The following is a 22,562-nucleotide window of genomic DNA, read 5'->3' as shown; positions in this document are numbered from 1 at the left end:
CGCGGCGGCCGTCCATCGGAGCCGCCTCGTGACCGTGATCCTCGGTCAGACCTTCACCGGCATCAGCATCGGTGCCGTCCTGCTGCTCATCGCGCTCGGCCTCTCGCTCACCTTCGGCCAGATGAACGTCATCAACATGGCCCACGGCGAGTTCATCATGGCGGGCGCCTACACGACGTACGTCCTGCAGAAGTCCATTTCGAGCGCGGGAATTTCACTTCTCGTCGCGCTTCCCGTCGCTTTTCTCGTCTCGGGCGCGCTGGGCGCCTTGCTGGAATGGCTCTTGATACGCCGCCTGTATCTACGGCCACTCGACACGCTCCTCGTCACCTGGGGCGTCTCGCTGATGCTCCAGCAACTCGCCCGGGACATTTTCGGCGCGCCCAATGTCCAGACGCGGGCGCCGGACTGGCTGACCGGGAACATCACGGTCATCGGCGGGGACGACCCGCTCACCTTCGCCAACAGCCGCCTGTTCATCCTCGGGTTGGCGATCGCCGCGGTCGTCGCGTTGTCGCTGACGCTGCGCCTGACGCCGCTGGGCCGGAGTATCCGGGCCGTGGTGCAGAACCGGGATCTCGCCGAGGTGTCCGGCATCTCGACCTCGACCGTGGACCGCACGGCGTTCTTCATCGGGTCCGGGCTCGCGGGCGTCGCCGGGGTCGCGCTGACGCTGGTCGGGCCGATCGGTCCGACGATGGGCACCAACGTGATCATCGACGCCTTCCTGGTGATCGTGGTCGGCGGCATCGGACAGCTCAAGGGCACGGTCATCGTGGCCTTCGTGCTGGGCGTGCTCCAGTCGGTCCTGGAGTACTCCACGACCGTCAGCGTCGCCAAGGTGCTCGTGCTCGTCGCGATCGTCGCGTTCCTCCAGTGGCGGCCCCAGGGGCTGTACACGCTGCGCACGAGGAGTCTCGTATGAGTCTGCTGAAAGGCCGTTCGGCGCGTGCCTGGGCGGGGTTCGCCGGGGCCGCCGTCGTACTGTTCGCCGTCGCGCCGCTCGCGCTGTCCGACTTCCGGCTCGGGCTGCTCGCGAAGTACCTGTGCACCGCGATGGTCGCCGTCGGCATCTGTCTGGCCTGGGGCCGGGGCGGGCTGCTGACGCTCGGGCAGGGCGTGTTCTTCGGGCTCGGCGGCTACGCCATGGCGATGCATCTGAAGATCGCCGACGCCGGTCCCGGCAACCTGCCCGACTTCATGCAGCTGTACGGCACCGCCACCGAACTCCCCTGGTGGTGGAAGCCGTTCGAGAACCCGCTGTTCGCGCTGGCGGCGACCGTGCTGCTGCCGATGGCCGTCGCCGCGCTGCTCGGCCTGTTCATCTTCCGGCGCCGGGTCAAGGGCGCCTACTTCGCGATCCTCAGCCAGGCGCTCGCCGCCGCGCTGGCCATCTGGCTGATCGGGCAGCAGGCCACCACCGGCGGCACCAACGGGCTCACGGACATCCAGGGGTTCTTCGGCTACGACCTCGACGACCCGGTCAACCAGCGGATGGTGTACTTCGTCATCGCCGCCGCGCTGCTGCTGCTCATCGCGCTCGCCCGGCAGCTGATCAACAGCCGGTACGGCGAACTCCTCGTCGCGGTACGGGACTCGGAGGAGCGGGTGCGCTTCCTCGGCTATGACCCGGCAAACGTCAAGCTCGTCGCGTATGTCGTCGCCGCCGGCATGGCGGGCCTCGCGGGCGCGCTGTTCGTACCGGCGGTCGGGATCATCTCGCCCGCGCTGATCGGCATCGTCCCGTCCATCGAGTTCGTGATCGGCGCGGCGGTGGGCGGCCGGGCCAGCCTGGCCGGCGCGGTGCTGGGTGCCGTCGCGGTCGCCTGGGCCAAGACGGCGCTGTCCGAGGAGTTCCCGGCCGCCTGGACCTACTTCCAGGGGCTGTTGTTCATCGTGGCGCTGGCCTTCCTGCCGGGCGGGCTGGCCTCGCTCGCGGTGTTCGTACGGAGGCGCAGGGCGGCCCCCGAGAAGAAGTCGGCCGTGATCCCGGTGGGAGAAGCAGCATGAGCGAGCTGGCGATACGCGGACTGCGGGTGACCTTCGACGGGTTCACCGCCGTGGACGGGGTCGACCTGGACGTCGCCCCGGGCGATCTGAGGTTCCTGATCGGGCCCAACGGCGCGGGCAAGACGACCCTGGTCGACGCGGTCACCGGGCTGGTGAGGGCGGAGGGCTCGGCGAGGTTCGGCGGCGAGGAGCTGCTCGGGCGGGCCGTGCACCGGATCGCGCGGTCCGGGATCGGGCGGACCTTCCAGACCGCCACCGTCTTCGAGGAGTTGACGGTGCTGCAGAACCTGGACATCGCGGCCGGCGCGGGCCGGGGCATGTGGACCATGCTGCGGCGGCGCAAGGACGTACCGCAGTCCGTCGCGCGGGCCATGGAGACGGTCGGCCTCACCGATCTCGCCGACTCCCCCGCCGGCACCCTCGCCCATGGCCAGAAGCAGTGGCTGGAGATCGGGATGCTGCTCGTGCAGGACGTGAGGCTGCTGCTGCTCGACGAGCCGGTGGCCGGCATGAGCCATGACGAACGGCAGGCGACCGGCGAGCTGTTGCGGCGGATCAGCGAGGAGCGCACCGTCGTCGTCATCGAGCACGACATGGACTTCATGCGCTCCTTCGCGCGCAGCGTCAGCGTGCTGCACGCCGGCAAGGTGCTCAGCGAGGGCACGGTGGCGCAGGTGCAGGCGGATCCCGAGGTGCAGAAGGTGTACCTCGGGCACGTCGAGGACGACACCCTGGAGGTGCAGGAAGCATGATGCTCCAGATCGAGGACGTCCGCGTCGGCTACCACCGCAGCACGGTCCTGCACGGGGTGTCGGTGGACCTCCCCCAGGACGGTGTCGTCGCCGTGCTCGGGCACAACGGCGCGGGCAAGAGCACGCTCCTGCGCGCCGCCGTGGGTCTGCTCACCCCGGTCGGCGGGACGATCCGCCTGGACGGCGAGGACATCACCCGCCGCAGGCCGCACGAGCGGGTCGCGCGCGGGATGGCGTACGTCCCCCAGGGCCAGCAGTCCTTCCCGCACCTCACCACCGCCGAGAACCTCCAACTCGTCGCCGACGGCCGCAGACGCGGCAAGGAGGCGGTGGCGGCGGCGCTGGATCTCTTCCCCGCGCTCAGGGCGCTGTCGAACCGTCGCGCCGGGCTGCTCTCCGGTGGTCAGCGGCAGCAACTCGCCCTTGCGCGCGCTCTGGTGACGGAGCCTCGGATCCTGCTGCTCGACGAGCCGACCGAGGGCATCCAGCCGTCGGTGGTCGCCGAGATCGAGGAGACGATCCTCGCCCTCGCGGCTCGTGGCGGGCTCTCGGTGCTGCTGGTCGAACAGCATGTCGGCTTCGCGATGCGGGCCGCGCAGAAGTACTACGTCCTGGAGGCGGGCCGGGTGACCTCGTCCGGCGAGGGCGGCAAGGAGTCCGAGCTCGCTGTCCGGGAGGCGCTCAGCGTGTAGGCGGCTCGGGAAGCGCTCAGCGTGTGAGGCGTTGTTCGAGCCAGGCCCGCTCCGCGGGGTTCTCGGCCAGCGACAGCGCGGCCTCGTACTCCTGTCGGGCCTCCGCGTCCCGGCCCAGCCGGCGCAGCAGGTCGGCGCGGACCGCGTGGAGGACGTGGTAGCCGTCGAGGGCGAGACCGTCCACGAGGTCGAGGGCGGGCTGGGGGCCCTCGATCTCGGCCACGGCGACCGCCCGGTTCAACGCCACGACCGGGCCGGGGGCCAGCGCCGTCAGCTGGTCGTACAGCTGGAGGATCTGCCCCCAGTCGGTCGGCGGTGCGTCGCTGTGCACGGCCTGGATGGCGGCCTGGATCTGGTACGGCCCCGGCTGGTTGCGGCGCAGACACCGTCGTACGAGATCGTGCCCCTCGGCCACGAGCGCGCGGTCCCAGCGGTCCCGGTCCTGCTCGGGCAGCGGCACGAGGACACCGTCGACGTCCTCCCGCGCCTCCCTGCGGGACTCGACGAGCAGCATCAGGGCGAGCAGGCCGGTCGCCTCGGGCTCGTCCGGCATCAGCTCGGTCAGCAGCCGGCCGAGGCGGATCGCCTCCGCGCACAGGTCGGCCGGGCCCTCGTTGAAGATCAGGTAGATGACGGCGAGCACGCCCTTGAGCCGGTCCGGCAGGTCGGCGTCGCGGGGCACGCGGTACGGGATGCGGGCGTCGCGGATCTTCGCCTTGGCCCGGACCAGACGCTGGGCCATGGTCGGCTCGGGCACCAGGAAGGCACGGGCGATCCGGGGTGTGGTGAGTCCGCCGAGGAGGCGCAGGGTCAGGGCGACCTGCGCCTGGCGCGCCAGGGCCGGGTGGCAGCAGGTGAAGATCAGGCGGAGCCGTTCATCGCGCACGGGGCCCTCCTCGGGCGGTGCGTCGGGAGTGTGCAGCAGGACGGCCTCGGCATGTCTGTCGTCCCGGCCGGCCTCACGACGCAGCCGGTCGATCGCCCGGTTGCGGGCGGTCGTGATGATCCAGCCCGCCGGGCTCGGCGGCACACCGGTCTCGGGCCAGCGCTGGACGGCCGTGGTGAAGGCGTCCTGGACGGCCTCCTCCGCGAGGTCGATGTCACCGAGGACGCGGACCAGGACGGCGACGGCGCGGCCGTACTCCGCGCGGAAGACGGCCTCGACGTCGACGGTTTCCCGTGTCACTCCTGCGCCTGGTGCAGGAACGGGCGCACCTCGATGGGCAGGGTGGTGGCCCAGGTCGCCTTCCTGCCCCACTCCAGGGCCGCGTCCAGGTCGGGGGCCTTGATCAGACAGATGCCGCCCAGGTACTCCTTGCCCTCGGCGTACGGCCCGTCGGTGATCAGGACGTCGCCGTCGTGCGGGCGCAGCACGGTGGCCGTCTCGGGGCCGTGCAGTCCGCCGGCGAAGACCCAGGCGCCCGCCTCGCGCAGTTCGTCGTGGAAGGTGTCGAGGTTGCGGACGATGTCCGCCATGGCCTCGGGTCCGGGCGGCGTGCCGTCGGCCGGTGTGATCACGCTGAGCAGGTAGTACTGCATGACGTCCTCCTTGGCGTCGTGGGGTGCTCTCACCTCCTACACGAACGGCACACCCCCGGATCGACACCGCGCACGACCGGATCAGGAGAATCTTTTCCATGACCATCTTGCCTGACGCTCTGCTCGCCCGCACTCAGGAACTCGCCGACACCCTCCTCGCGCCCGACGCGGCGCGGGTCGACCAGGGAGAGGTGCCCGCGCGTCACCTCGACGCGATCCGGCGGGCGGGCGTGCTCGGGGTGAGCGCGCCCGAGGCGTACGGCGGGGCGGACGCCCCCGACGCGGTGGCGCGGGAGATCCAGGAGATCCTCGCCGGGGCATGCGGCTCGACCTGGTTCGTGCAGACCCAGCACCACACACCGGTGCGCATGCTGGCGAAGTCCCGGCTCCCGGTGCGGGAGGAGCTGTTGCGCCCCTTGGCGTCGGGCGAGTTGCTCGCCGGGATCGCGTACGCCCATGTCCGCGCCTTCCCCCGCATCCCCGTGCGGGCGACCGCGGACAGCGACGGCTGGCGGTTCGACGGGACCGTGCCCTGGTACACGGGCTGGGGTCTCAACGACGTGATGCTGCTCGCGGGCGTGACGGACTCCTCGGAGATCGTGTTCGCGTTCGCCGACGCGCGCGAGCAGCCCGGCGTGCGCGCGTCGGAGCCGATGCGGCTCGCCGCGTTCACGGCCGCCCGTACGGTCTCCCTGGAGCTGGACGGCCTGTGGCTGCCCGAGACGTCGGTGGTGCTGCGCACCCCGCAGGAGAAGTTCGCCCTCCTCGACATCCCCCGCAGCACCAACACCTCCCCGGCCGTCTTCGGGGTGACGTACGCGGCGCTGCGCGTGCTGGAGACCAGCGGCGAGGCGGAGACGGCCGGTGCGTTGCGCGCCCGGGTCGAGGAGGTGCGCCGGGCGGCGTACGAGCTGGCCGACCACCCCGTCGCGCACGAGCACGTCGAGGAGCGGCTCGCTCTCAGGACACGCGCGTACGACCTGATGCGGGCGGCCACGACGGCAGCGGTCGTGGCCGGCGGCGGCCGCACCATGGACCTGCGCAGCCCTGCCCAGCGCCTGGCCCGCGAGGGGATGTTCCTGCTGATTCAGGGGCAGACGTCGGTCGTGCGGAAGGCACATCTGGACGCGCTGGCGCAAGGCTAGTCCAGGAAGTCGAGCAGAGCGGCCGTCAGTTCCGCCGGCGTGTCCTCCTGTACGAGGTGACCGGCGCCCGGGATGAGTTCGAGCCGCGCGTGCGGGATGCGGGCGGCGAGTTCGTGGCCCTTGGCGACGGGGATCCAGGTGTCGTCCTCGCCCCAGCAGATGAGGGTCGGTACGGCGATCTCGTCGTACCGGTCCTCGACTTCGTCGGTGTAGCGCTGGTCCGCCTGGGCGATCTGCCGGTAGAAGGCGGCCTGTCCGGGGTCGCCGAGCCAGGGCTGGACGAGCCGGTCGAGGACGGCGGGGTGCAGCCCAGGACTGCTGGCGGAGGTCACGTAGTCGCGCACGAGGGCCCGGTGCAGCGCGGGCGGGAGTTGCTCGAAGACGTCCGAGGACTTGCCGACGAGCCGGAAGAACGGCGAACCCCAGGGGGCGAGGGCGACCGGGTCGATCAGCGTGAGCGAGCGGTAGCGGGCGCCGTGCAGCAGATGTGCGCGCAGGGACACCGCACCGCCGAAGTCGTGTGCCACGACCCGGGGTTCGGCCAGGCCCCAGTGCTCCAGAAGCTCGGTGAAGACCTTCCCCTGGGCCGCCAGGGAGGCATCCTGCCCGGCGGACATCCCCGAGCTCCCGTACCCGGGCATGTCCCACACGAACACCTGGTACCGGCGGGCGAGCGAGCGGGCCACGGCACGCCACACGTAGGAGGAGAAGGGCGTGCCGTGGTTGAGGACGACGGCCGCGCGACCGGGCTCCCCGAGGCTGTCCCAGCGGACCTCCCCGGACGTGCTGCGGTAGGTCCTGGTCAGCTGCCACTCAGCCACGGATTCGCTCCTCTCCACGCGCGCGCCCGGCAGATGCCGACCTCAGCTCGCGAACGGCACCTGTGCCGAAGGTGTGGCCTCCTTCCCGGCCGGGTGGCGCCACAAACCCTGCGCGGCCAGGCGCGGCAGCACCCCCTCGCCGAACCAGTACGCCTCCTCAAGGTGCGGGTAGCCGGAGAGGACGAACTCGTCGATCCCGAGGGCGTGGTACTCCTTGATCCGCTCGGCGACCTCGTCGTGGCTGCCCACCAGCGCGGTGCCCGCGCCGCCGCGGACCAGGCCGATGCCGGCCCAGAGGTTGGGGTGGATCTCCAGGCCGTCGCGGTTGCCGCCGCCGTGCAGGGCGAGCATCCGCTGCTGGCCCTCGGACTCGCTGCGGGCGAGCCCGGCCTGGACGGACTTCACGGTCTCGGGGTCGAAGCCGTCGAGGAGCCGGTTCGCCTCGGCCCACGCCTCCTCGGCGGTGTCGCGGGTGATGACGTGCAGCCGGATGCCGAAGCGGAGGGTGCGGCCGTGCCGCGCCGCCAGCCCTCGGACCCACGCGATCTTCTCCGCCACCTGCGCGGGTGGCTCGCCCCAGGTGAGGTAGACGTCCACGTGCTTGGCCGCGACCTCCCCGGCGATGGGCGAGGAGCCCCCGAAGTACACCTCGGGCACCGGGTCGGGCACCCGGGCCAGCCGTGCGTCCTCGACCCGGAGGTGCTCGCCCTTCAGGTCGACGGTCTTGCCGTCCCACAGCCCCCGTACGACCTCCAGGAACTCGTCGGTACGGCGGTAACGGCCGTCCTTGTCGAGGAAGTCGCCGTAGGCCCGCTGCTCGTGGCTCTCACCACCGGTGACCACGTTCAGCAGGAGCCGTCCGCCGGACTGCCGCTGGAAGGTGGACGCCATCTGCGCGGCGAGCGTGGGCGAGACGAAGCCGGGGCGGAAGGCGACCAGGAACTTCAGCCGCTCGGTGTGTTGGCTGACCATGGCGGTCGTCAGCCACGCGTCCTCGCACCAGGCGCCGGTGGGCGTGAGCGCGCCGACGAAACCGAGGTCCTCGGCGGCGCGGGCGATCTGGCTCAGATAGGCCACCGTCGGCGGCCGGTCGCGTCCGGAGACGGTGGCCGGGGTGCCGTGGCCGCCGCCGACGACGTGCCGGCTGTCGCCGTTGGTGGGCAGGAACCAGTGGAAGGTGAGGGACACGTGGGGGTCTCCGATCGATGGGCTACAGCAGACCGTGGCGGGGCGGCCGGGTGCCGTTGAGTACGTACCGGCCGATGTGCTGGATCTTCCAGCGGGTCGGGTCGTGCAGGGTGTGGGTGCGGGCGTCGCGCCAATGCCGGTGCAGGTTGAGGGAGTTGAGGGCGGAGCGGGTGCCCGACACCTCGAAGAGCGCGCTCGCGACCTCCACGGCGGTGTTCGCGGCCTGCACCTTGGCGGCGGCCACCGCGATGGACGCCTCGGCGGCGGAGTCGTCGGTGAGTTCGACCTGGGCGGCCTCCACCGTTCGGGCGGCCTCGCGCAGCAGCGCTTCCGCCGCCCGCACTTGCACGGCCAACTCGCCGAACCGCTGGATCAGCAGCGGATCCTCGGCCGCCGTCTCCTGGCCGCTCTCGAACCACGGCCGGCTCTTGGTCCGCACGAACCGCGCCGCCTCGGCCAGCGCTCCCCGGGCGATCCCCGCGTCGATGGCGGCGTGCAGCAACTGGGCCACGGCGCCGTGCAGTTGCGGGCCCTCGAAGGTGAGGTGATGAGGAAGGATCCGGTCGGCCGGGACCGCCACGCCGTCGAGACGGACGCTGCCGCTGGCGGTCGTGCGCTGGCCGAGACCGTCCCAGTCGTCGACCACCGTCACTCCCGTGGCGTCCCGCGGCACGTACGCGACATGGAGTGCGTCGTCCTCGGCGCGGGCGAGCACGGGGATCCAGTCGGCGAACAGGGCACCCGTGGAGTAGTGCTTGACGCCGTCGAGGACGTACGAGCCGTCCGGCCGCGGTGTCAGGCGGGTGCGGATGTCCTGGACGTGCCGGGTGCCCGCCTCCGACTGGGCGTTGCCGAGGCGACGGCCCGCGAGCAGCTCGGCGAAGAAGAACTTCCGTTGCTCCTCGGTGCCCTGACGGCGTATCACATTGACGTAGGCGAAGTGGCTCTGCGGGATCTGGGCGAGGCTGCCGTCGGCGGTGCCGAGCAGCCGGAAGATCTCGGCGAGTGTGGTCGCGCCGACGTCCGCCCCGCCGTGGTCGGCGGGGACGGTGACGGCGAGCAGGCCGGACGCGGAGAGCCGGTCCAACTCGGCGCGCGGCAGCCTGCGTTCGACGTCGCGTGCGCAGGCTCCCGCGCGGAACTCGTCGGCCAGGGCAGCCGCGACGGCGAGCGCCTCCGCGTCGTCGGCGATCACATGGGCGGTCATGGGGGCTCAGCCCGCCGCGGCCAGGACCGGGGTGCGGCCGAGGGCGGACGAGAACTGGTCGACGATCTGGGCGAGGGCGTCGCGGGTGGTCGTGGCGACGCTGACGGTCCCGTCCTCGTGCACGGTGATGTCCTTGTCGAGGGTGAACCAGCCCTGGACGATGTGGGCGGCGCCCATGGAGTTGAGGACCGGCCGCAGGGCGTAGTCGATGGCCAGGACATGAGCGGTGCTGCCGCCGGTGGCCAGCGGCAGCACGGTCTTTCCGGTCAGGGCGTACTGCGGCAGCAGATCGAGGAGGGCCTTCAGGACGCCGGAGTAGGACGCCTTGTAGACCGGGGTGCCGACGACGACGCCGTCGGCGCGGGCGAACAGCTCCGTGGCCTCGACGATCGCCGGGTGCGTGAAGTCGGCGCCGAGCAGGGCCTCGGCCGGGATGGTGCGGACGTCGAGGGGGATCACCTGGTGGCCCTGGGCGGCGAGCCGCTGGTCGAGGTGGCGCAGCAGACGGTTGGTGCGGGAGGAGGCGGAGGGGCTGCCGGAGACGGACAGGACGGTGGCCATGGGTCCTCTTTCGGGGAGGCGGGGCGCCCCCGGTTCGGGCGGGGGCGCCCCTGGGGAAGCGGTCAGGAGTACCAGGTGGGTTCGGGCAGTTCGCCTTCCAGGACCCAGCGGCCGACCTCGCGTCGCTTGTAGGCGACCGGGTCGTGCAGGGTGTGCGTGCGGACGTTGCGCCAGAACCGGTCCAGGCCCTCGGCGGTGGCCGTGGCCCGGGCGCCCGTGACCTCGAAGATCCTGTTGGATATCTCCAGGGCGACATCGGTGGCGCGGGCCTTCACGGCCGCCACCCGTACCTCGAAGTCGCCGCGCGTCCGCTCGGTGACCGCGTCGGGGTCGTCGTGCAGCTTCTGCCCCTCGGCGGCGACGGCGTCGGCGAGCGCTTCCGCGGCCCAGAGCTTGGCGGTGAGGTCTCCGTAGACGTCGATGACGTACGGCTCGTCGACCGCGCGCTCGTGTCCGCCGTGCAGCCAGGAGCGGGACTTGGTGCGGGTGTAGGCGGCGGCCGTCTCCAGGGCGCCGCCCGCGATCCCGAGGTAGAAGTTGACGAAGACCAGTTGGATGGTGGGGACGTTGAGGGTGTTGTAGGTGCGCGGCCGGAACTGCTTGTCGACGTAGCCGGCCGCCGACGACCACGGTGTGCGGACTCCGTCGAGGGTGACGCCGCCGCTCTCGGTGAGCCGCTGGCCGATGTTGTCCCAGTCGTCGTGGAAGGTGAGGCCCTCGCTGTCGGAGGGCACGATCGCGAAGACGTGGTCGTCGGTGCCTTCGAGGACGCCTTCGAGGACGGTGACGTCGGAGACCTTGCTGCCGGTGGAGAAGGTCTTGCGGCCGGTGAAGACGAGGTCGTCGCCGTCCTCGGTGACGGTCACGTCCTTGTCGCGCGGGTTGACGGCCCCGCCGAAGAACCAGCGGCCCCGCGCGGCCTCGGCCTCCACGTGCTCCCACTGTTCGCGGGTGCCGACCAGACGGGCGGCCCAGTTCCAGAGGTAGTGGTAGCCGAGGAGCTGGCCGATGGAGCCGTCGGCCTTGGCGACCTCGCGGACGACCCGGTAGGCGGTGGGCCAGTCCTGGCCCCCGCCGCCGTGCTCCGTGGGGCCGAGCAGGGTGACGAGGCCGGAGTCCTTGAGCAGTTGGACCTCGGCGTACGGGGTGGCGCCGGCCCGGTCGCGGGCGGCGGCGTCGGTGGCGAGGACGGCGGCGACCTCGGCGGCGCGGGCGATCCAGTCCTGAGCGGTCTCGGGGGCGGGGCGGTGCTGCCAGTCGGTGTTCGTGGCGATGCTCATGTCGGTTGCCTCCTCAGACCTGGGCGGGGACGGACTCGGGGAGCTGGGCCTCCAGCTCGCGGACCAGGGGCAGCACGCGCCTGCCGAAGTACTCGACCTCCTCGTGGTAGTGCAGGAAGCCGAGGAGGAAGAGGTCGACGCCGAGCTTCTTGTAGGCGACGATCCGCTCGGCGATCTGCTCCGGGGTGCCGATGAGACCGGTTCGGAAGCCGTCGTTGTACTGCACGAGGTCCTCGAACGACGAGTCCTGCCACATGCCCTTCTTGTCGGCGGTGGACTGGCCCGCCTGCTTCACGGCCGCGCCGAAGCCCTCGACGGCCTCGGTGTCGGCCTGGGCGACGATCTCGCGCAGGGTGTCACGGGCCTCGGCCTCGGTGTCACGGGCGATGAGGAAGCCGTTGAGGCCGAACTTCGGTGCGGTGCGGCCGACTTCGGCGGCGGACTTGCGGACGTCGTCGATCTGCTCGACGACCCCGTCGAAGTCCTTGCCGTTGGAGAAGTACCAGTCGGAGACCCGGCCGGCCATGGCGCGGGCGGCGGTGGAGTTGCCGCCCTGGAAGATCTCCGGGTGCGGGCGTTCGGGGGTGTTGAGCGGCTTGGGCTTGAGGGAGAAGTCACGCAACCGGTAGAAGTCTCCGGCGAGTTCGGTGTGGTCCTCGGTCCAGATCTGGCGCAGGGCGCGGATGAACTCCTCGGAGCGGCGGTAACGCTCGTCGTGCTCCAGCCAGGGTTCGCCGAGGGCGGTGAACTCGCCCTTGAACCAGCCGGAGACGACGTTGACGGCGAAGCGGCCGTTCGACAAGTGGTCGGCGGTGGCGCCGAGTTTGGCGAGGACGCCGGGGTGCCACAGGCCGGGGTGGACGGCGGCGATGACCTTCAGGCGCTCGGTGGCGAGGAGCAGGGCGAGGCTGAAGCTGGTCGACTCGTGCTGGAACTCGGCGCCGTAGCTGGCCATGTAGCGGACCTGGCTGAGCGCGTAGTCGAAGCCGTTGTTCTCGGCGAGGACGGCGAGTTCACGGTTGTAGTCGTAGCCCCAGTCGGTGCGCTGCTCGATCCTGCTGGTGACGAGTCCCCCGCTGACGTTGGGGACCCAGTAGGCGAATTTGACGGGCTCTGCGGGCATGCGGAACTCCTGTTGCGGAATGTTTTCGGGCACGCCGAATTCAGGAAATGCGCGGGCGCGGTGAATTCAGGCGGGAAAACGGAGGGTGCGCGGCGAATCCGTGGAGTGATCAGGCCGCGGGGCAACAGGAGGCGCTGGAAACCCGGGCGAGGTCGACATGGCGTCGCCGCGTGAGGTCCAGTCGCATCTTCATGCCGTCGATCGTCGCAGTCCTCGGCGAGAAGCGTCAAGGAGAACCCGACCGGTCTCGTATCCCGGACCATTGAATTTCACGAACGTGTGACAGGGAAACCCTTGAACGCGCCGGGAAACCACCCGCATTCTGCAGGGCGTGCGTACCGAACAACTGGAATACATCGCGGCCGTGACACGGCTCGGTTCGCTGCGCCGGGCGGCCGAGGAACTGCGCCTTTCGCAGCCCGCGTTGAGCGAGACCGTGCGCAATCTGGAACGCGAGCTGGGGGTGGACCTCCTGGAGCGCAAACGCTCGGGCGCGACGATGAGCTCGGAGGGCCGGGAACTGCTGCCGCACATCATCAATGTGCTGGACGCGGTGGACCGGCTCAGGGCGGCGGCGGGCGAACAGCACCGCATCAGCCGGATGGTGCGGGTCGGCACGGTGAACGCGGCGACCGTGCCGCTGCTCATTCCGGCGGTGCGGGAGTTCCGCGCCACGCATCCGGTCACCCAGGTCGAGGTGGTCGGCGCCCAACAGACCGACATCCACCGGGCGCTGGACGAGGGCGGGTTCGATCTCGGGCTCGTCAACCATCTGGAGGGCGACGACGTCCCGGCCGGTCTGGAGGGCACGGAGTTGCTGCGGGGCCGCCCGGTGGTGTGCCTGCGTCCGGACAGTCCCCTCGCGGCACGCGCCGCGCTGTCGGTGGCCGATCTGCTGGAGGTGCCGCTCATCGCGATGCGCTCCGGCTATGTGATGCACCGCTATGTGCACCGGCTGCTGGACGGGCGGTCGCCGTCGTTCTCCTACTCCACCGACGGCGCCGAGATGGGCAAGCTGATGGTCGCGGAAGGGCTGGGGGTGACGGTCCTGCCGGACTTCAGCGTGATCGACGATCCCCTCGTCCGCGGTGGTGTCCTCACCCACCGTCCGATCGCCGGGGACGCGACGCGGGTGCTGCTGATGCTGCAACGGCGCCGGGCGGACCCGGTGCCGCGTGCGGTGCTGGATCTGCACGAGGTGTTCGTGGCGCGGGCCCGGGCGCTGGGCGGCACCCTGTCGGCCCGCGCCTGAGCCCTCTCAGCTGCCTGCCCGGTCGTCGTCCAGGCCCGGCACCACCACGAGGAACGCGTCCGACTTCAGGTCCATCACGACCGTCGCCGGCTCGCCCTCCGCGCGCCGCCGTGCCGCGTACTCCTCCGCCGGCCACGATCCGCGCGGAGCACCTGCCGGGAATCGCTCCAACACCTTCGCGCCCATAGCGGCGATCACCTCCGGCATCGATCTTCGGTTCGTCTTCGGTTCGGTACGACGGCGGTCCTCACCACCGTCGTACTCTCCGGTTGCCCGGGAACCGCGCGGACAGTCCGCCCGATGTCAGCCGGCCTCAACTCCCTCTCGCCTCTCGTCCGTCGGGAACGCCTTCGCCCCGGGCCACCAGGCGACGGGCCCGAGGTCCCGGGCCAGGGCGGGCACCAGCAGCGAGCGGACCACCAGTGTGTCGAGGAGTACGCCGAAGGCGACGATGAAGGCGATCTGCACCAGGAAGGCCAGCGGGATGACCCCGAGGGCGGCGAAGGTCGCGGCGAGCACCACACCCGCCGAGGTGATGACACCGCCGGTGCCGACCAGTCCGCGCAGCACACCCTGGCGCGTCCCGTGCCGCAGGGCCTCCTCCCGTACCCGTGACATGAGGAAGATGTTGTAGTCCACGCCGAGGGCCACGAGGAACACGAAGCCGTACAGCGGTACGGACGGGTCCGTGCCGCCGAAGCCGAGGACGTGCTCGAAGACCAGGGCCGAAACGCCCAGCGTGGCGAGGAAGTTGAGCGCGACGGTCGCCACCAGCAGGACCGGCAGCAGCAGGGAGCGCAGCAGCACGGTGAGGATGACCAGGATGATCGCGAGGACCACGGGGACGATCAGGGTGCGGTCGTGTTCGGCGGTGCGCAGGGTGTCGTACTGCTGGGCCGTGTAGCCGCCGACCAGGGCGCCTGCGCCCGGCACGGCGTGCAGGGCGGTGCGCAGCCGGGCGACGGTGTCCTTGGCGTCGTCGCTGTCGGCGGCGGAGGCCAGGGTGACGTCGACGCGGACCCGTCCGTCGACGACCAGCGGGGTGCCGCCCGGCTGCCCGCTCCTGGTGACGCCGGCCGCGGCGGCGACACCCTTCGTGGCGAGGGCGGTGTCGATGACGCGGTCCAGGCGGTCGGCGTCGGCGATGACGACGGTGGGGTTGCCGGAGCCGCCCGGGAAGTGGCGTACGAGGGTCTGCTGGGCGGTCACCGAAGGGGCGTCGTCGACGAAGGTCTCGTCGAGGGGGACGCCCCGGGAGGCGAGGGTGGGCGCGAACGCGGCGCAGACCAGCAGCGCGAGGAGGGAGCCCGCCCAGACCTTGCGGGGTGCCCGGTCCACCAGGGCGGCGACACGACGCCAGACGCCGTGGCCGGTGTCGGGGCGGGGGGCGGCGGGCCAGTAGGCGGCGCGGCCCAGCAGGACGAGCACGGCGGGTAGGAAGGTGAGCGTGCTGAGTACGGCGCAGCAGACACCGATCGCACCGACCGGTCCGAGCGCCCGGTTGTTGGTCAGGTCGCTGATCAGCAGCGCGAGCAGCCCCAGGGCGACCGTCGCGCCGCTGGCCACGATCGCGCCCCACGACTGCCGCAGCGCGGCCCGTACGGCCGTGAACCGGTCCGGGTGGACGGCGAGTTCCTCCCGGAAGCGGGCGGTGAGCAGCAGGGCGTAGTCGGTGGCGGCGCCGATGACGAGGATCGACAGGATGCCCTGGACCTGTCCGTCGACGCGGACCACTCCGTGGTCGGCGAGCGCGTAGACGATCGCGCAGGCCAGGCCGAGGGCGAGGACGGCGCCGACGATGATGACGAACGGCAGGAGCAGGCTGCGATAGACGAGCAGCAGGATCACCAGGACGGTGACCAGCGCCACGGCGAGGAGCAGTCCGTCGATGCCGGCGAAGGCGTCGGACAGGTCGGCCTGGGTGGCGGCGGGGCCGGCCAGCCGGACCGTGCTGCCGGGTACCCGCTCGGCGGCCGCGCGGATCCGGTCGAGGGTCTCGGGCAGCCGCTCCCCGAGGTCGGGGCGGAGCTGGACGACGCCTTCGAGGGCCTGGCCGTCCTTCGAGAGCAGCGCGGGCGACACGTCCCCGACCACGCCCGCGGTGCCGGCGAGGGAGGCGAGCGCGCGTCCGGCCGTGGACCGCCGGTCGGCGACCTGGCCCTCGTCCTCGTCGGTCCACAGGACGATCACGGGCAGGGTCTCGTCCTGGCGGAAGGCGCGCTGGGCGGCGACGACCTCGGTGGACTCGGCGCTGCGGGGCAGGAAGGCCGCCTGGTCGTTGGTCGCGACCTCGCCGAGCCGGCCGGCGAAGGGGCCGAGGATCCCGCCGATGCCGAGCCAGACGGCGAGCAGCAGGAGCGGCACGAGGAAGCGGCCTCGGCGCGGGGTGAGGGACATGGTTCTCCAAGCTGTGAGCAGATGCCTCAGGTACCTCAAGGGACAGGTATCTCAATGGCAAAGAATCTCAATCATTGAACCTTCTGCTCACACCGGGTCCCCGGATGCGGCGGACGCCATGTTTCTACGGCGGCGGATCCCCCTGTTTCCGGCGGCGGAGCCCGCTCTAGGTGCCGTGCGGCGGGCGGAGCAGGGACAGCTCCTCGTTCATCGCCGTGAGGAAGCGGGTGACGACCGTCAGCTCGTCCTCGCTGAAGCGCTCCCGAGCCCCCTCGGCCGCCCGGGCCAGCGGGCGGAAATAGGTGCGGGCCGCCACCCTGGCGTCGGCGGCGTAGTACAGGTGCACCACCCGGCGGTCGCTGCTCTCCCGGACCCGCCGGATGTGGCCCGCCCGCTCCAGCCGGTCGACGCAGGCCGTGACCGCCCCCGAGGTCAGCCCGAGGTGCTCACGCAGCCGCCCCGGCGTCATCGGCTCGTCGGCGTCCAGGATCGCCGCCAGCGCCTGGACGTCGGTCGCGTGCAGCCCCTGATCACCCGCGAACCCGTGGACCAGGCGGTTGATCTCACCGTTCATCCGGCGCAGCTGGACCGCCAGCGACTGGAGATCCGTCCCCGCGGAAGGACGGGGCCGTCCCGGTGCTGTCGCCTGCGGATTCGGTTCGTCTGCGGTGCCCACGCGAGAAGCCTATAGAAGCGGGCGCACCAGGAGAGGACTGCATCCGGCACCGCCCCGCCCGTGGAAGTGATCACAGGGGACACGACACGAAAGGTCTGCCGCAGATATGAACGACGTGGACACCGGGCCGGCGCCGCGCTGTCTGGTGACCGGTGCGACGGGTTACCTCGGCGGCCGGCTCGTGCCCGAGCTGCTGGCCGCCGGGTACCGGGTGCGCTGTCTGGCCCGGTCCCCCGGCAAACTCCGCGACCAGCCGTGGTCGGCCGAGGTGGAGGTGGTACGAGGTGACGTCCTGGACGCCGACGCGGTCGCCGAGGCCCTGCGCGGCACCGAGGTCGCCTACTACCTGGTGCACGCGCTGGGCACCGGCGACGCCTTCGAGGAGACCGACCGGCGGGCCGCCCGGATCTTCGGCGAGGGGGCCCGTGCCGCGGGCGTGCGCCGCATCGTCTATCTGGGCGGGCTCACCCCCGCGGACGTGCCCGAACGGGAGCTGTCACCGCATCTGCGGTCCCGCGCCGAGGTGGGCCGCATCCTGCTGGACTCCGGCGTCCCCACCACCGTCCTGCGGGCGGCGGTCGTCATCGGCTCGGGCTCGGCCTCCTTCGAGATGCTGCGCTACCTCACCGAACGCCTCCCGGTGATGGTGACCCCGAGCTGGGTGCGCACCCGCATCCAGCCGGTGGCGGTGCGCGACGTGCTGCGCGCCCTGGTGGGCAGCGCCCGGATGCCGGCCGAGGTCAGCCGCGCCTTCGACATCGGCGGCCCGGACGTGCTGACGTACCGGGAGATGATGCTCAGGTACGCGGCCGTCGCCGAACTGCCGCACCGGCTCATCCTGACCGTGCCCATGCTCAGCCCCGGTCTGTCCAGCCACTGGGTCGGACTGGTGACCCCCGTACCGGCGTCCCTCGCCCGTCCGCTGACCGAGTCCCTGCGGCACGAGGTCGTCTGCCGCGAGCACGACATCGCACGGTACGTGCCGGATCCGCCGGGCCACCCGATCGCCTTCGACGAAGCCGTCCGGCTGGCCCTGCGCCGGGTCCGCGACGCGCAGGTGGCGACCCGCTGGTCCTCGGCGGCCGTCCCTGGTGCCCCCAGCGATCCCCTGCCCACCGACCCGGACTGGGCCGGCGGCAGCCTCTACACCGATGTCCGGGAGATCGACGTCGACGCCCCACGGGCCGCGCTGTGGCGGGTCATCGAGGGGATCGGCGGCGAGAACGGCTGGTACTCCTTCCCCCTGGCCTGGGCGCTGCGCGGTTGGCTGGACCGGATGGTCGGCGGGGTCGGTCTGCGCCGGGGCCGCCGGGACGCGGCCCGGCTGCGGGTCGGGGACTCGCTGGACTTCTGGCGGGTGGAGGAGATCGAGCCGGGACGGCTGCTGCGGCTGCGCGCCGAGATGCGGCTGCCGGGTCTGGCCTGGCTGGAGATGCGCGTGCGGACCGACGCCGCCGGCCGCACCCGGTACCACCAGCGCGCCCTGTTCCACCCCCGCGGTCTGCTCGGGCACGCGTACTGGTGGAGCGTCTCCCCCTTCCACGCACTCGTGTTCGGCGGCATGGCCCGCAACATCGCACGGGCGGCGGCCCGGACACCGGCCGAGCCGCCGAGCGAGCCCGTCCCCACACGCTGACGTCCCCGTCCCGATCCACCTCGTTCGGCGTCCACCGAGGCCGAACCGGCCCCCATCTCTCCCGGAGCTCACGTCATGCCCGACGTCTCGATCGTCCTGTTCACCTCCGACCTCCGCCTGCACGACCACCCGCCGCTGCGGGCCGCGAACGAGGCCCGTCAGCTGGTGCCCCTGTTCGTGCGCGACCGGGGTGTGACGGACGCCGGGTTCGCCGCGCCGAACCGGCTGGCGTTCCTCGCCGACTGTCTGCGGGACCTCGACGCGGGCCTGCGCGAGCGAGGCGGTCGCCTGGTGGTCCGCGACGGCGACGTCGTCGAGGAGGTCTGCAAGGTCGCCACCGAGACGGACGCCGACGAGGTGCACATGGCGGCCGACTTCAGCGCCTACGCCCACCGGCGCGAGCAGCGGCTCCGGCGCGCCCTGGAGACGGAGGGCCGCCGCCTGCACGTCCACGACACCGTGACCTCGGCCGTCGCACCCGGCGCGCTGACGCCGGGCTCCTCCGACCACTTCGCCGTCTTCACCCCGTACTTCCGGCACTGGAGCGGCGTACGGCTGCGGGAGCCGATGGCCGCGCCGCGCGCGATCCGCGTCCCGGACGGGGTCGGCTCGGAGCAACTGCCCACGCGCGACGGGCTGTCGGGGGTGTCGGAGGGGCTGGCCGCCGGTGGGGAGGCCGCGGGTCGGAGCCGGATGACGTCCTGGCTGCGCGGTGTCGGCGCGTACGAGGTCCGCCACGACGATCTGGCCGGCGACGCCACCTCCCGCCTCTCCCCGCATCTGCACTTCGGCACCCTCTCCCCGGTCGAACTGGTCCACCGGGCGCGCAAGACCGACGGCCCGGGCGCCGCGGCCTTCGTACGACAGCTCGCCTGGCGGGACTTCCACCGCCAGGTCCTCGCGGCGCGTCCGGCCGCCGCGAGCGCCGACTACCGCACGAAGCACGACCGTTGGCGGTCCGGGCGGGCCGTCCGCGAGGACGTCGAGGCATGGAAGGAGGGCCGCACCGGCTACCCGGTGGTCGACGCGGCGATGCGCCAACTGCGCCACGAGGGCTGGATGCACAACCGCGGCCGCCTCCTGACCGCGAGTTTCCTCACCAAGACGCTGTACGTGGACTGGCGTGAGGGCGCCCGGCACTTCCTGGAGCTGCTGGTCGACGGCGACATCGCCAACAACCAGCTCAACTGGCAGTGGATGGCGGGCACCGGCACCGACTCCCGCCCCAACCGGGTGCTCAACCCGGTCACCCAGGCCAAGCGGTACGACCCGGACGGCGCCTACGTACGGCGCTGGGTGCCTGAACTGGCTGATCTGGACGCCTCGTCGGTGCACGAGCCGTGGAAGCTGCGCGGCCTGGACCGGGCGGCCATCGACACCTACCCGGACCCGATCGTCGACCTCTCCGACGGCCTCGCCCGCTTCAAGCGGGCCCGCGGGCTCGACTGACCGGCGAGGCCCCGCAGACGCCCCCTCAAGATCCGCTTCCGGCGGCGGCCAGCAGCTCGACCGCGTCCTTCAGAGCCCTCGGCCGCGGCATCTCGCGGGCCGCCGAGCCCGACCATCCGGGTCCGCCTAGCATCACCAAGGGCTGCCGACGGGCACCCTTCACACCCCAGCGGGTGGCGGCGACATGGCGGGCGAGCGGCAGGTTCGCGGTGGAGCGCGCCTGCGCCCACAGGAACACGGCCGCGGGGCCGAGGCGCTGCACCGCGGCGGTGAGCGCCTCCCCCGGCACCGCCGCGCCCAACATCCGCGTGGGCAGGCCCAGTTCACCCAGCGCGGCGTTGAGGGCTTCGAGCGGCAGGGTGTGCTGTTCCCCGGGCACGCAGGCCAGGACGACGGGCCCAGCCACGGGCGCCTCCGCCCGTGGCGCGGCGGCGGGGGTGCTGCGGCGCAGCGCGGTGGAGACATGCCAGGACAGCAGGTGCTCGACCTCGACGTAACGGTCGTCGGAGGACGCCCACTTGCGCCCCACCGCGTGCAGGGTGGGCATCATCACCTCGTGCCAGGCGGTGACGACGCCGTACTGCTCCACGGCGGCGTCGAGCAGGTGGTCGATCGCGGGGGCGTCGAGCCGGACGGCGGCGCGGGCCAGCCCCCGGCACTCCTGGCGCACGTCCCCGAGCGGCAGCGTGCCGGCCGCTCGTGAACGCGGCGGCTGGGGCGCGGAGACCTGGGGCACGGAGACCTGGGGCGCCAGCCGCGATGTGCCCGTATCGGAGCGGGCGGCGCGGGCGGCTTCGGCGGGCGGTACCCCGGACGAGGTCAGCCGGCACATCGTCTCCAGGAGCCGGATGTCCTGAGCGCTCCAGCGCCGATGCCGTCCCTCGTCCCGCACGGCGGGCCCGATGCCGTAGCGGCGGTCCCAGGAACGCAGCGTGGTGGGCGACACGCCCAGCCGCCGGGCGACCGCACCGGTCGTGAGCGGTGCTTCGACGGTCCGGGAGGTCTGCTCGGGCTGTTCCGCGGGGGCTCGGCGCGCGGACGACTCACTCATGACGCGACTATACGACGCAGAATCGACGCAAGTTGATGACCTTGGTCGCCGACTTCCACGATGGATCCACCGGGCCCGGTTCCCGGGCGGCTGGATCGTCGGCATGGCCGGACGCAGGATCGCCGAGCACACCGGCTGGCCGCTGGGCACGGTGAAGAGCCATGCCCGGCACGGACTGCGTCAGCTGCGGGGCCGCCTGGAGGCGGAAGTCTGCGTATGAGACCCCGTCCACCGTGGCGGTACGCCATGGTCCGTGGCGGCCTCCGGGGAGAGTCGGCGCTTCCCGGGGGCCGTCACCTGCCGGCACACCTCTACACATAAAGGAAAAATAAGAGCAGAATGTACGCAGGCGGCGCTCACCGCACACCGCACCAGACGCGGTCAGCCTGCGAGTCAGAAGGAGACGAGTCATGGCCAACGTCTCGCCCACCAGAGGTGACATGACCAGCCACCCTGATGTTCCGGAAATGCGGGCGCGGTACGCCCGTATGCTCGGCGGTCGCGATGTGGCGCTCGTGGACGGACCGGTGTTCCTGCTCGGTCTGTACTGCGCCGTGTCCCCCTGGATCCTCCACTACACGACGAGCCAGCCCGCCCTCGTGACGCACAACCTCATCGTCGGCATCGCGATCGGCCTGCTCGCCCTGGGCTTCACTCAGACCCCCGAGCGCATGTACGGCCTGAGCTGGGCGTTCTGCGCGGTCGGCGTCTGGATGATCATCGCCCCGTGGGTGGTCGGTGACAGCCCGGACACCGGTGTCGCACTCAACAACATCATCATCGGCGGCCTCGCCGTGATCCTGGGGCTGTTGTGCACCAGCGCGGCGGCGAAGAGCACCCCGAGGACGTGACAGCACGGACGGAAGGACGACATGACGGCCGGCCCGCCTCCAGCGGGCCGGCCGCTTCGTGCGCCGCGCTGGTGACGAGGCGGTGGGGGCGGTCGCTCTCCACGACGGTACCGATGACGTCGGAAGGCCGCGGTGAGGTCCACGTCGGTGAGCGCGCGTAGGCACGACAGCCGCAGCGCACCGCCCTCAGCTCAGCAGTGCGTCCAGTTCCCGCCGGTGCAGGGTGACCCACTCGTGCGCGGCCCGTACCTCGTCCACCGCCCCGCTCTCCCGCAGTGCCACCATGGCCGGCTCCCCGCGTTCCGCCGCGGCCTCGATGCCCTTCCAGCAGCGGTCCTGCCACCACAGGACCGTGTCCAGAAGCCCGGCCCTGTCGGTCAGCCCGTAGGCGTCGCGGACGAGTCGTATCCGGCGTCCGGTCTCGGCCACGTCCGTCTCGTTCGGTCCGAGGTCCAGGTACTGCCAGCAGACATGTGCCACGTCGTGCACGCGTTCGCCGGGCGCCGCGAGGTCCCAGTCGACGAAGGCGAGCGGTCGCCATCGGGCGCCCTCGACGGCGTAGACGGTGTTCTTGGGCGCGAGGTCGTTGTGGCAGACGACGTCCTGGTCGCCGGCCAACGGCGTGCCGTGGGTGAGGTCGTGGAACTCCCGGACCAGCCGGGCGACCCGGACGAGCGCCTCGTCGTCGCGAGCGGCGGCCCGCTGGTCCGGGGTCACGGCCGCCCGCCCCGCCACATGGCCGAGCGTCTCCCGGCCCTGCTCGTCCAGGCCGAGGAACCGCGGCGCACCCCGCCAGCCCCGCTCCTCGAAGAGCGTCAGCAGCTCGCGCACGTACGCCGACCGGGCCGACGGGGTGCGGCGCACGGTCGACCCGATCCGCACCGCCCCGCTGACGGCTCCGCCTTCCAGGTGCGTCTCCTCCACGAAAAGAA

Annotated in this window: 23 protein-coding genes and 1 pseudogene; 10 read left to right on the top strand and 14 right to left on the bottom strand. The window is 71.9% G+C overall.

Annotated elements, in window-relative coordinates; translation table 11 throughout:
• Positions 1 to 28: 28 nt before the first annotated feature.
• Genes urtB through urtE form a run of 4 tightly spaced genes read left to right on the top strand, consistent with a single transcriptional unit; the run spans position 29 to position 3,454 of the window.
• Positions 29 to 925 carry an urea ABC transporter permease subunit UrtB gene (urtB, locus tag ACIHIX_RS14850; RefSeq protein WP_399954920.1) on the top strand — a complete coding sequence of 299 codons (897 nt, stop codon included), beginning with the start codon at positions 29 to 31 and terminating at the stop codon, positions 923 to 925.
• Entirely contained in the window at positions 922 to 2,010 is a 1,089-nt protein-coding gene (gene urtC, locus ACIHIX_RS14845; protein ID WP_399954917.1) for an urea ABC transporter permease subunit UrtC, read from the top strand. Before urtB ends, urtC begins: the two co-directional genes overlap by 4 nt.
• Positions 2,007 to 2,762, top strand: a complete 756-nt coding sequence (gene urtD / locus ACIHIX_RS14840; protein ID WP_399954915.1) for an urea ABC transporter ATP-binding protein UrtD — start codon at positions 2,007 to 2,009, stop codon at positions 2,760 to 2,762. The genes urtC and urtD overlap by 4 nt, the downstream gene beginning before the upstream one ends.
• Positions 2,762 to 3,454, top strand: coding sequence for an urea ABC transporter ATP-binding subunit UrtE (gene urtE, locus ACIHIX_RS14835; protein WP_399955617.1), 693 nt, complete (start codon positions 2,762 to 2,764; stop codon positions 3,452 to 3,454). Before urtD ends, urtE begins: the two co-directional genes overlap by 1 nt.
• 16 nt (positions 3,455 to 3,470) lie before the next feature.
• On the opposite strand, the gene ACIHIX_RS14830 is transcribed toward urtE, so the two are convergent.
• Both ACIHIX_RS14830 and ACIHIX_RS14825 read right to left on the bottom strand, forming a co-directional pair.
• Complete coding sequence (locus ACIHIX_RS14830) at positions 3,471 to 4,640, bottom strand: RNA polymerase sigma factor (RefSeq protein WP_399954912.1); 1,170 nt, start codon at positions 4,638 to 4,640, stop codon at positions 3,471 to 3,473.
• Positions 4,637 to 4,993: a YciI family protein gene (locus tag ACIHIX_RS14825; protein WP_399955614.1), complete on the bottom strand. Its 357-nt coding sequence runs from the start codon at positions 4,991 to 4,993 to the stop codon at positions 4,637 to 4,639. The genes ACIHIX_RS14830 and ACIHIX_RS14825 overlap by 4 nt, the downstream gene beginning before the upstream one ends.
• A gap of 98 nt (positions 4,994 to 5,091) precedes the next feature.
• Here ACIHIX_RS14825 and ACIHIX_RS14820 point away from each other — a divergent pair, with 98 nt between their 5' ends.
• Positions 5,092 to 6,138 (top strand): acyl-CoA dehydrogenase family protein, encoded by a 1,047-nt coding sequence (locus ACIHIX_RS14820; protein WP_399954909.1) that lies wholly within the window; start codon positions 5,092 to 5,094, stop codon positions 6,136 to 6,138.
• On the opposite strand, the gene ACIHIX_RS14815 is transcribed toward ACIHIX_RS14820, so the two are convergent.
• The 7 genes from ACIHIX_RS14815 to ACIHIX_RS14785 form a co-directional block, all read right to left on the bottom strand.
• The gene (locus tag ACIHIX_RS14815) at positions 6,135 to 6,959 is read right to left on the bottom strand and encodes an alpha/beta fold hydrolase (protein ID WP_399954907.1); all 825 of its coding nucleotides are present in this window, start codon (positions 6,957 to 6,959) and stop codon (positions 6,135 to 6,137) included. The genes ACIHIX_RS14820 and ACIHIX_RS14815 overlap by 4 nt on opposite strands.
• A 42-nt stretch (positions 6,960 to 7,001) precedes the next feature.
• Complete coding sequence (locus tag ACIHIX_RS14810) at positions 7,002 to 8,147, bottom strand: LLM class flavin-dependent oxidoreductase (RefSeq protein WP_399954905.1); 1,146 nt, start codon at positions 8,145 to 8,147, stop codon at positions 7,002 to 7,004.
• Positions 8,148 to 8,169: 22 nt separating this feature from the next.
• Complete coding sequence (locus ACIHIX_RS14805; protein ID WP_399954902.1) at positions 8,170 to 9,354, bottom strand: SfnB family sulfur acquisition oxidoreductase; 1,185 nt, start codon at positions 9,352 to 9,354, stop codon at positions 8,170 to 8,172.
• 6 nt (positions 9,355 to 9,360) lie between these two features.
• Entirely contained in the window at positions 9,361 to 9,915 is a 555-nt protein-coding gene (gene ssuE, locus ACIHIX_RS14800) for an NADPH-dependent FMN reductase (RefSeq protein ID WP_399954899.1), read from the bottom strand.
• Between the two features lie 62 nt (positions 9,916 to 9,977).
• A complete protein-coding gene (locus tag ACIHIX_RS14795; protein ID WP_399954896.1) occupies positions 9,978 to 11,195 on the bottom strand; it encodes an acyl-CoA dehydrogenase family protein in 1,218 nt (405 codons plus the stop codon).
• 13 nt (positions 11,196 to 11,208) lie between these two features.
• Positions 11,209 to 12,318, bottom strand: coding sequence for a dimethylsulfone monooxygenase SfnG (gene sfnG, locus ACIHIX_RS14790; RefSeq protein ID WP_399954894.1), 1,110 nt, complete (start codon positions 12,316 to 12,318; stop codon positions 11,209 to 11,211).
• 109 nt (positions 12,319 to 12,427) lie between these two features.
• Complete coding sequence (locus tag ACIHIX_RS14785; RefSeq protein WP_353962852.1) at positions 12,428 to 12,505, bottom strand: putative leader peptide; 78 nt, start codon at positions 12,503 to 12,505, stop codon at positions 12,428 to 12,430.
• A gap of 144 nt (positions 12,506 to 12,649) precedes the next feature.
• Here ACIHIX_RS14785 and ACIHIX_RS14780 point away from each other — a divergent pair, with 144 nt between their 5' ends.
• Positions 12,650 to 13,570 (top strand): LysR family transcriptional regulator, encoded by a 921-nt coding sequence (locus ACIHIX_RS14780; RefSeq protein WP_399954891.1) that lies wholly within the window; start codon positions 12,650 to 12,652, stop codon positions 13,568 to 13,570.
• Positions 13,571 to 13,576: 6 nt separating this feature from the next.
• Here ACIHIX_RS14780 and ACIHIX_RS14775 read toward each other — a convergent pair whose 3' ends face one another.
• From ACIHIX_RS14775 to ACIHIX_RS14765, 3 genes are all read right to left on the bottom strand, one after another.
• A complete protein-coding gene (locus ACIHIX_RS14775) occupies positions 13,577 to 13,777 on the bottom strand; it encodes a hypothetical protein (protein ID WP_399954888.1) in 201 nt (66 codons plus the stop codon).
• Positions 13,778 to 13,873: 96 nt separating this feature from the next.
• Positions 13,874 to 15,967 (bottom strand): MMPL family transporter, encoded by a 2,094-nt coding sequence (locus tag ACIHIX_RS14770; protein WP_399954885.1) that lies wholly within the window; start codon positions 15,965 to 15,967, stop codon positions 13,874 to 13,876.
• 166 nt (positions 15,968 to 16,133) lie between these two features.
• Positions 16,134 to 16,643, bottom strand: a complete 510-nt coding sequence (locus ACIHIX_RS14765; RefSeq protein WP_399954882.1) for a MarR family winged helix-turn-helix transcriptional regulator — start codon at positions 16,641 to 16,643, stop codon at positions 16,134 to 16,136.
• 106 nt (positions 16,644 to 16,749) lie between these two features.
• Between ACIHIX_RS14765 and ACIHIX_RS14760 the strand changes: the two genes are divergently transcribed.
• Positions 16,750 to 18,279: an SDR family oxidoreductase gene (locus ACIHIX_RS14760; protein WP_399954879.1), complete on the top strand. Its 1,530-nt coding sequence runs from the start codon at positions 16,750 to 16,752 to the stop codon at positions 18,277 to 18,279.
• A 75-nt stretch (positions 18,280 to 18,354) separates the two neighbouring features.
• The gene (locus ACIHIX_RS14755) at positions 18,355 to 19,728 is read left to right on the top strand and encodes a cryptochrome/photolyase family protein (RefSeq protein WP_399954877.1); all 1,374 of its coding nucleotides are present in this window, start codon (positions 18,355 to 18,357) and stop codon (positions 19,726 to 19,728) included.
• Positions 19,729 to 19,753: 25 nt separating this feature from the next.
• Here ACIHIX_RS14755 and ACIHIX_RS14750 read toward each other — a convergent pair whose 3' ends face one another.
• On the bottom strand, positions 19,754 to 20,779 hold the full coding sequence (locus ACIHIX_RS14750; RefSeq protein ID WP_399954874.1) for a MerR family transcriptional regulator: 1,026 nt from the start codon (positions 20,777 to 20,779) through the stop codon (positions 19,754 to 19,756).
• 115 nt (positions 20,780 to 20,894) lie between these two features.
• Between ACIHIX_RS14750 and ACIHIX_RS14745 the strand changes: the two are divergent.
• Together ACIHIX_RS14745 and ACIHIX_RS14740 are read left to right on the top strand one after the other, a co-directional pair.
• A pseudogene (locus ACIHIX_RS14745) lies at positions 20,895 to 20,999 on the top strand (RNA polymerase subunit sigma-24); the annotation flags it as partial.
• A gap of 190 nt (positions 21,000 to 21,189) precedes the next feature.
• Positions 21,190 to 21,630, top strand: a complete 441-nt coding sequence (locus ACIHIX_RS14740; protein WP_399954872.1) for an SPW repeat protein — start codon at positions 21,190 to 21,192, stop codon at positions 21,628 to 21,630.
• A gap of 186 nt (positions 21,631 to 21,816) precedes the next feature.
• Here the strand turns inward: ACIHIX_RS14740 and ACIHIX_RS14735 are convergent, their stop codons facing one another.
• Positions 21,817 to 22,554, bottom strand: coding sequence for a phosphotransferase (locus ACIHIX_RS14735; protein ID WP_399954869.1), 738 nt, complete (start codon positions 22,552 to 22,554; stop codon positions 21,817 to 21,819).
• Between the last annotated feature and the right edge of the window lie 8 nt (positions 22,555 to 22,562).

Origin of the sequence: Streptomyces sp. NPDC051913 (genome assembly GCF_044593635.1) — a bacterium.
Classification (GTDB): Bacteria; Actinomycetota; Actinomycetes; order Streptomycetales; family Streptomycetaceae; genus Streptomyces.
This window is presented reverse-complemented; position numbering and strand designations above follow the sequence as displayed.

Coding starts and splice junctions, on each gene's coding strand:
- urtC (WP_399954917.1), top strand. CDS start 922: ATGAGTCTGCTGAAAGGCCGTTCGGCGCGTGCCTGGGCGGGGTTCGCC.
- urtD (WP_399954915.1), top strand. CDS start 2,007: ATGAGCGAGCTGGCGATACGCGGACTGCGGGTGACCTTCGACGGGTTC.
- urtE (WP_399955617.1), top strand. CDS start 2,762: ATGCTCCAGATCGAGGACGTCCGCGTCGGCTACCACCGCAGCACGGTC.
- ACIHIX_RS14825 (WP_399955614.1), bottom strand. CDS start 4,993: ATGCAGTACTACCTGCTCAGCGTGATCACACCGGCCGACGGCACGCCG.
- ACIHIX_RS14820 (WP_399954909.1), top strand. CDS start 5,092: ATGACCATCTTGCCTGACGCTCTGCTCGCCCGCACTCAGGAACTCGCC.
- ACIHIX_RS14805 (WP_399954902.1), bottom strand. CDS start 9,354: ATGACCGCCCATGTGATCGCCGACGACGCGGAGGCGCTCGCCGTCGCG.
- ssuE (WP_399954899.1), bottom strand. CDS start 9,915: ATGGCCACCGTCCTGTCCGTCTCCGGCAGCCCCTCCGCCTCCTCCCGC.
- ACIHIX_RS14795 (WP_399954896.1), bottom strand. CDS start 11,195: ATGAGCATCGCCACGAACACCGACTGGCAGCACCGCCCCGCCCCCGAG.
- sfnG (WP_399954894.1), bottom strand. CDS start 12,318: ATGCCCGCAGAGCCCGTCAAATTCGCCTACTGGGTCCCCAACGTCAGC.
- ACIHIX_RS14785 (WP_353962852.1), bottom strand. CDS start 12,505: ATGCGACTGGACCTCACGCGGCGACGCCATGTCGACCTCGCCCGGGTT.
- ACIHIX_RS14775 (WP_399954888.1), bottom strand. CDS start 13,777: ATGCCGGAGGTGATCGCCGCTATGGGCGCGAAGGTGTTGGAGCGATTC.
- ACIHIX_RS14770 (WP_399954885.1), bottom strand. CDS start 15,967: ATGTCCCTCACCCCGCGCCGAGGCCGCTTCCTCGTGCCGCTCCTGCTG.
- ACIHIX_RS14760 (WP_399954879.1), top strand. CDS start 16,750: ATGAACGACGTGGACACCGGGCCGGCGCCGCGCTGTCTGGTGACCGGT.
- ACIHIX_RS14755 (WP_399954877.1), top strand. CDS start 18,355: ATGCCCGACGTCTCGATCGTCCTGTTCACCTCCGACCTCCGCCTGCAC.
- ACIHIX_RS14750 (WP_399954874.1), bottom strand. CDS start 20,779: ATGAGTGAGTCGTCCGCGCGCCGAGCCCCCGCGGAACAGCCCGAGCAG.
- ACIHIX_RS14740 (WP_399954872.1), top strand. CDS start 21,190: ATGGCCAACGTCTCGCCCACCAGAGGTGACATGACCAGCCACCCTGAT.